The sequence below is a fragment of the Thioalkalivibrio sp. genome, from assembly GCF_007692535.1.
Lineage (GTDB): Bacteria > Pseudomonadota > Gammaproteobacteria > Ectothiorhodospirales > Ectothiorhodospiraceae > Thioalkalivibrio.
Map to the genome: position 1 here is coordinate 1 of NZ_REBW01000233.1, position 7,683 is coordinate 7,683.

Here is a 7,683-nt window from a genome sequence, read left to right on the forward strand (position 1 = left end):
CGGGCAGGTTGGGCCTCAGGCTGCGGGCCTCGCGTATCAGATCGACCCCATTCATGCCTTCCATGGCGTAGTCGGTGATCAGCACATCGACGTCATCGGATCCACTCAGGATCTCCAGAGCGGCTGCGCCATCGGGCAGGGGCAACACGCGGTGACCGAGTCCCTGCAAGGTCATCTCCAAGGCCCTTCGCACGAGATCGTTATCATCGACGATCAGGACCGTTCTGCCCACGACCGGCTGCATTGCAGCCATCAGTGGAGACCCCTTCGAAACAACGGGCACGGCGGGCGGCAGATACAGCGTTACGGTTGTTCCCTGGCCTGGCGCACTCCTCACGGAGACTGCGCCCCCCGACTGCACCGCCATGCCATGCACGATGGCCAGGCCGAGCCCCGACCCGTGACCGAATTCCTTCGTGGTGTAGAAAGGCTCGAAAACCCGAGCCAGTGTGGGCTCGTCCATGCCGCTACCGGTGTCCGCGACGGTGATGGTCACGTACTCGCCCACCGCAAGCTCCGGTGGCAGACCACGATCACCATCACTCACGCGCACAGCGGCGGCGCGCACGGTGAGCATGCCGCCGGAGGGCATCGCATCGCGAGCATTGATCACCAGATTGATGATCGCCGACTCCAGCTGGGCACGATCGACCAGGACCGGGGCTACCGTCGGCGGCACATCGACCTCGATGTGGATCTGACCGCCCAGGGTCCGTTTCAGGAGCGGTCCGATTTCGTCGAACAGATCTCTCAGGTCGATCGACTCGGGCAAAAGCGCCTGGCGCCGCGCGAAGGCGAGCAGCGCCTGCGTCAGCCGCGCGCCTTGCTCGATGGATTGCTTTGCGGCTTGCAACAGGTCTCGTGGAACACCCTCGGGTACATAGGGGTCGAAGACGAACAGACAGTTCCCGAGTCCCTGGAGCACATTGTTGAAATCGTGGGCCACGCCAGCCGTTAGCTGACCGATGGCCTCCATCTTCTGCAGCTGCAACAGCTGCGCCGTCCGTTCCCGCACCTGCCCTTCCAGGTCAGTATTGAGGCGCAGGATTTCGGCCTCGGCTGCCTTGCGGCGGGCGATGTCCTCGACCACGGCGATGAAGTAGTCTGGCGCACCCGCCTCGTCCCGCACCAGGGTGCCCGTGAGATTGATCCAGATAGGGCTTCCGTCCTTGCGCAGGTAGCGCTTCTCCATGCTGTACTGTTCGATCTCGCCCTTAAGCAGCGCCTGCATCTGCTCCAGGTCGGAATCCAGGTCTTCGGGATGGGTGATGTCCTGGAAACTGCAGGCCATCAGTTCGTCGGGAGAATAGCCGACGATGTCACACAGCTTCTGGTTGACCCGCAACCAGCGACCGTCGGTAGCCACCTGGGCGATCCCCACCGCCGCACGTTCGAAGGTCGTGCGGAAACGTGCGTCGCTCTGAGACTCGCTTCCCTCGGAATGGCGCCGCCCGTCCCCCTGCTCACCGTGTTGAACCAACCGGGTAGTCCTCTCTCGTTCATTGCTCATGATTGGGCTCTTGCAAACCGGTAGCGGGCACACTTATCCAAATGGCGGCCAATGCGGGAAGGCCCCATCATTCCACCTGGGCCGCGAACGGCATTTCCACCGGTCAAGATTGAAGGATGGCCCCAGGGGATTCAAGCCAGGGCATCAGGAGGTTTTGGGATGCAGGCTGACGTTGCGACCGTTCGTCTCGACCAGGTAGCGGGAGGCGAACAAAGCCATGGCGGCGAAGGCAACCAGCAGCCAGAGACCTCGCCGGTAATCCTCGAGCGCATACACGGGCACACCGTCCGCGAGATTGCCATCCCAGCCGATGTCCATGGCCCAGCCGAACATCGGCTGGAACAGGGCCGTGCCGAGGAACAGGCCCGTGTTCACCAGTGCGATGGCCATCCCCGAGAACGCGGGCGCGGTGACTTCCTTCGCGTGGGCATAGGCAACGACGAAAGAGCCGCCCCCGAGCCCCAGCAGGCCGAACAGCATGAGGGCACCGGCTCCCGGCCCCCAGGGCAGGAACAACAGCCCAAGGCAGACCAACAGGTAGACCAGCGCCCCCGCCCGAAGCACCGAGCGCCGCTGCTGCAGCCGATCGGACAAGCTGCCGGCCACGAGGCAGGACACGGCAAAGGCCACCGTCGCCACGGTCGTGTACACCGACGCCTCGCCCCGGCTGAGGCCATGCACATCACGCAGCATCGGCACGGCCCACAACCCGAGCATGCCAAAGAGACTGCCCGTGATGCCGAAGTCGTAGACGAAGCCGGGCCAAAGGCGCCGGTTGGCCAGCACCGCGCGCAGGTCATGAATCCAGTGCCGGCTGCGGGGCGCGTGGGCGGGCTGCCCCTCCATCTCGCGCATCGAGGGAAAACCGAACTGCTCGGGCCGGTCGCGCACCAGCCACCAGGACAGCAGCGCGAGACCCATCGCGATGAGCCCGAGCGCGACGAACAACGTCCGCCAGTCCACCTGCAGCAGCAGCATGGCCAGGGGTCCGGTGGCCGCGATGGCCCCCAGATTTCCGAGCAGCAGCGTCAGGCCGCTGACCGTGCCGTAGCGCCGCTCGCTGAACCACACGGTGTTGCTCTTCATCAGGCCGACGAACACCACCGACACGCCGAGGCCGACCAGGAAGCGGCCGGTGCTCGCGGCAGCAAGACTCTCGGCAAGGCCGAACAGGATCGAGCCCGCACCCGCCACCAGGTTGCCGATGGTGACGGAGAAACGGGAGCCCAGGGTATCCGCCAGCACCCCCGCCGGGATCTGCATCGCGGTGTAGATGTAGAAGTACATCGCCGCCAGCGAGCCCAGCGCGGCCGCGGTGATGCCGAAGGATTCGCTGAGTTCCGCCGCCACCATCGCCGGAGCGAAGCGGTGGAAAAAGGCCAGCATGTAGGCGGCGATCAGGACACTGTAGATCGTCCAGCGGATCCGCTCAAAGCGGACGGGATCGTGGGATTTCACTGAACGATCACGCCGCGGGAGTGCGTCGGCTGCAACGGGCTGCAGATCGAGGCGATCACGAGTAAGGGATCTGTTTCGGGCATGACCGCACCCCGGATCTCCGTTCTCGCCCTGTGGTATCGACCATTACAACCTGTGTCGGCTTCCCGCTCTGCATCGGCTCTGCCCCCCCGCGGCAGAACCTAGAATAGGCGCATCCGGAAGCGACTGGCCAGCGCGTCTCGACTTCTCCCGGACCCCGCTGCGGTGGTCTTCGACGAAGCGGGCATCGGCCGTCAGGCGCCACCGTGCGTTTGGGGCGGATCCGGCGCAGCAAGCTGGATGATGGCCTTCGGCCTCTTCCGTCCTCGATCGCATCCGACTCGCCGCGTGGTTCTTTGCTAATCTCGAAGGGTCGGCAGATTCTTGCGGGAGGAAGCCTTGAAAGCGAAACTTCTGGTCGTCATCGTGGCCGATGACATGGAGGAGGCGGCGCGAGAGATCGCCCGGCAGGAAGGTGCGCGTGGCATGACGCTTCTGTCCGCGCGCGGGATGAACTTCCCCGAATACGTGACCTTCTTCGGGCTCACCTACCTGGGGGCAGAGACGATGCTGCTTGCGCTCCTTGATGAGGCGGCCGCAGTCCGGATCGCCGAACGCCTCAATGTCGAACTCCAATTACTCGAACCCTTCAAGGGCCTGGCTTTCTGCCTGCCCGTGGACGGCACCGGCGGTATCGACATCGAGGCGCTGCAACGGCATATCGAAGCCCACCCTCCCGCAGATCGTCTCGACAGCACTCCCGGTTGATCGAGGTCTCTGCGCGAAGCAAAGAGGATCTTCAGCAACCTATCAAGGCGGAGCTTGGCTCATGGATCCGAACCCGAACGAGGCAGAAACTCAAGACCCGACACCGTGGCATGCGCTTGATGCCGACGAAGTGATCGCACGCTGGGAGTCCGATCGCGACGGCCTTAGTGAGCAGGTAGCCGAGCAACGGATCGAACAATACGGACCCAACCAGCTCAGGCCACCGCAGAAGGCCGGAGCCTTGATCCGCTTCCTGCGCCACTTCCATAACATCCTGATCTACATCCTCATCGTGGCAGCCCTGGGCACCGCGCTGCTGGGGCACTGGGTGGATACCGGGGTGATCCTCGCCGTGGTGTTGATCAACACCTTCATTGGCTTCGTCCAGGAAGGGAAGGCGGAAAAAGCACTGGATGCCATCCGCCAGATGCTTTCCCCCCATGCAGTGGTCGTGCGGGAAGGTCACCGCATCGAGGTGGACGCGAAGTCTGTTGTACCCGGTGACGTGGTTGTCCTGCAGGCGGGCGACAAGGTGCCCGCGGATTTGCGTCTGCTTGACACGAAGAACCTTCGGGTGGATGAGGCGGTGCTGACCGGGGAGTCCGTTCCGGCAGAAAAGGCCGTGCAAGCGGTCACCGAGGATGCATCCCTGGGCGACCGCTTCTCCATGGCCTACTCCGGCACCCTGGTCACTTTCGGCCGCGGCCTGGGCATCGTCGTGGCGACTGGAGAACACACCGAAGTGGGCCGCATCTCCGGCATGCTCGGCGAGGTGCACAGCCTTCAGACGCCCCTGGTCCGCCAGGTCGAGCAGTTCGGCCGCTGGCTGGCCGGCGTGATCATCGTGATTGCCGCGGCAACGTTCGCCTTCGGCTACTGGATTCGCGGCTACCCGCTGAACGAGATGTTCCTCGCCGCAGTCAGCCTGGCGGTGTCGACCATTCCCGAGGGCCTGCCCGCGATTCTGACCATCGCCCTGGCCATCGGCGTGCAGAAGATGGCGAAGCGGCATGCGATCATTCGCCGCCTCCCCGCGGTGGAGACGCTGGGTTCGGTATCGACCATCTGCTCGGACAAGACCGGCACCCTGACCCGCAACGAGATGACCGTTTCGACCCTGAAGAGCCGCGAGCAGAACGTCGAGGTCGAAGGTGTGGGTTACGTGCCGCACGGCGGATTTTCGGTGGAAGGCCGGAATTTCACGCCGGACGAAGACCCCGTGCTGATACAGGCTCTGCGCGTCGCGCTTCTGTGCAACGACGCGCGGGTGTTCGAGCGCGACGGCGAATGGAGGATGGAAGGAGATCCCACTGAAGGGGCCCTGGTCGTGCTCGGGCAAAAGGCCGGGCTGGATCCCGCGACCGAACGAACCCGCATGTCCCGCATCGACGTCATTCCCTTCGAGTCGGAACACAAATTCATGGCCACCCTGCACCGGGATCATCAGGGCGGCAGCGTCATCTACCTCAAGGGTGCGCCGGAGCGGATTCTGGACCTGTGCGCGCATCAGCAAACCGCCGCAGGCGCCGAGCCACTGGACCGCGATTGGTGGGAAGAAGCCCTGGACGCGGTCGCGCAGAAGGGCGAGCGTCTGCTGGCCCTGGCCGCCCGGGATGCGAAGCCGCAACAGGCCGAACTCAACTACAACCACGTGGAGGGCGGAGGCTTCTCGCTGCTGGCCATCGTCGGCATCATCGATCCGCCGCGGGAAGAAGCCATCCGCGCGGTGGCGGAGTGCCACGAGGCCGGCATCCGGGTGAAGATGATCACGGGTGACCACCTGGCCACCGCGCGGGCCGTGGGTCAGATGCTGGGCATCGGCAGCGAGGATTCCCGCAGCGCGATCGCCGGCAACGAACTGAACGCCATGAGCCCCGAGGCGTTGCGCCGCACCGCCGCGGATACCGATATCTTTGCCCGCACCACCCCGGAGCACAAACTGCGCCTGGTCGAGGCCCTGCAATACGGCGGCGGCATCGTGGCCATGACCGGTGACGGCGTCAACGACGCCCCGGCCCTCAAACGCGCCGACGTCGGAGTCGCCATGGGCCAAAAGGGGACGGAGGCCGCCAAAGAGGCCTCGGAGATGGTGCTGACCGACGACAACTTTGCCTCCATCGCCCATGCGGTCGAGGAAGGCCGGGTCGTCTATGACAATATCCGCAAGGCCATCCTGCACATGCTGCCCACCAATGCCGGGCAGTCGCTGACGATCATGATGGCGATCCTGATGGGCCTGGCGCTGCCACTCACGCCGGTACAGGTGCTTTGGGTCAACATGGTCACCTCGGTGACCCTGGCCATGGCGCTGGCCTTCGAGTCCGGCGAACCCGGGGTGATGAAACGACCTCCTCGCAATCCCAACGCGCCGCTGCTCTCGGGCTTCCTGCTCTGGCGCATCCCCTTCGTTGCGGTGCTGCTCTGGGCGGGCACCTTCGGGCATTTCGTCTGGATGGAGCAAGTGGTGGGCAGTGCCGACGACCTCGCGCGTACCGTGGCCATCAATACCCTGGTCGCCGGACAGGCGTTCTACCTGCTCAACCTGCGCCTGATCTACCAGCCGGTGCTGCGCGGCTGGGCCATCTTCCAATCCCGCGCCATGTGGATCGCCATTGGCATCCTGATCCTGCTGCAAATCTCCTTCACCTATGCCCCGGTCATGAACACGCTCTTCGGGACCACCCCTATCGCGCTGCACGACTGGGGACGCATCCTGCTGTTCGGACTGGCGGTCTTCCTCATCGTGGAACTGGAGAAAACAGTGGTCCGGCGCCTGCCCTGGGTCGATACGGCTTGACGGCCGTCAGGCCCTTCCCATGATCCCGACCGCCCCGTCCGCCCCGGCAGGAGACCGGGCGGGGGCATTCCTGCTGACCTCCAACGGCATCCGAAGCGCCAGTCGGGGGGCCTTGGGTTGCTTCGCCGCCTGACCGTCGAACGCCACCAGGTCTGGCTGTATCTGGCGGCAATCCTTCTCGGGCTCACCGTAGGCACCCAGGCCCCCGGCGTCGGCCCGACCTTCGACTTCCTGCTCTGGCCGATCCTCGGCACGCTGCTTTACAGCACGTTCGTTCAGGTGCCGCTGCTGCACCTGCGTGACGCCTTCCGGGATTTCCGTTTCCTGTTGGCGCTGCTGCTGGGGAACTTTGTGCTGGTTCCACTGCTGGCCTGGGGTTTGATGCTCGCGCTGCCGGACGACCCTGCGTTGCGGCTCGGCGTGCTGCTGGTCCTGCTGGTCCCCTGTACCGACTGGTTCATCACTTTCACCCAGCTCGGGCGTGGGGATACCGCGCGCGCCATCGCGGTCACGCCCCTGAACCTGCTCATGCAGTTCCTGCTGCTTCCCCTGTATCTCTGGCTGATGCTGCCGACGGAACAGTTCACCTCGGTCCTCTCGCTGGAGGACCTGGCGCCGGCCGCGATCGGTCTGATCGGGATCCCTCTGCTGCTCGCTGCGCTCAGTCAACGCTGGATGGAGGCAGGGCCTGGCCGCAGCGTCTGGCGCGAGCGTCTGGCCTGGGGGCCGGTCCCCCTGCTGGCGCTGGTGGTGTTCCTGATCGCCGGCGCACAGGTGGGTGTCGTCCGGGATTCGGGCCCAGCACTGCTGCTGGTATTGCCCGTATTCATTGGCTTTGCGCTGGCGGCTGCGCTGATCGCACGGCTGTTGACGCACGGGTTTGGTTTGCCTGTGACGACCGGGCGCACCCTGGCATTCAGTCTCGGCACACGCAATTCGTTCGTCGTCTTGCCCTTCGCTCTCGCCCTTCCCAGCGGCTGGGAGGCAACCGTGGTGGTGATCGTGTTCCAGACCCTGGTGGAACTGTTCGCCATGGTCTTCTACCTATGGTGGATTCCGCGCCGACTTTTCCGAGCCTGAGCCGAGCGGTTCCGGAGCGCTGGTGATTCCTTGTTAACGTGAAAGTCAC

Annotated in this window: 5 protein-coding genes; 3 read left to right on the plus strand and 2 right to left on the minus strand. The window is 64.7% G+C overall.

Going from position 1 to position 7,683, the window contains the following annotated elements; translation table 11 throughout:
• Both EA346_RS13260 and EA346_RS13265 read right to left on the minus strand, forming a co-directional pair.
• A partial coding sequence (locus EA346_RS13260) for a PAS domain S-box protein (RefSeq protein WP_296759394.1) occupies nucleotides 1–1,510 on the minus strand: 1,510 nt, incomplete at its 3' end.
• Nucleotides 1,511–1,654: 144 nt separating this feature from the next.
• Nucleotides 1,655–2,968, minus strand: a complete 1,314-nt coding sequence (locus tag EA346_RS13265) for an MFS transporter (protein WP_296759395.1) — start codon at nucleotides 2,966–2,968, stop codon at nucleotides 1,655–1,657.
• Nucleotides 2,969–3,388: 420 nt separating this feature from the next.
• Between EA346_RS13265 and EA346_RS13270 the strand changes: the two genes are divergently transcribed.
• From EA346_RS13270 to EA346_RS13280, 3 genes are all read left to right on the plus strand, one after another.
• Complete coding sequence (locus EA346_RS13270; protein ID WP_296759396.1) at nucleotides 3,389–3,757, plus strand: hypothetical protein; 369 nt, start codon at nucleotides 3,389–3,391, stop codon at nucleotides 3,755–3,757.
• Nucleotides 3,758–3,818: 61 nt separating this feature from the next.
• A complete protein-coding gene (locus EA346_RS13275; protein ID WP_296759397.1) occupies nucleotides 3,819–6,554 on the plus strand; it encodes a cation-transporting P-type ATPase in 2,736 nt (911 codons plus the stop codon).
• A gap of 117 nt (nucleotides 6,555–6,671) precedes the next feature.
• A complete protein-coding gene (locus EA346_RS13280) occupies nucleotides 6,672–7,634 on the plus strand; it encodes an arsenic resistance protein (protein WP_296759399.1) in 963 nt (320 codons plus the stop codon).
• The last annotated feature ends 49 nt before the right edge of the window (nucleotides 7,635–7,683 follow it).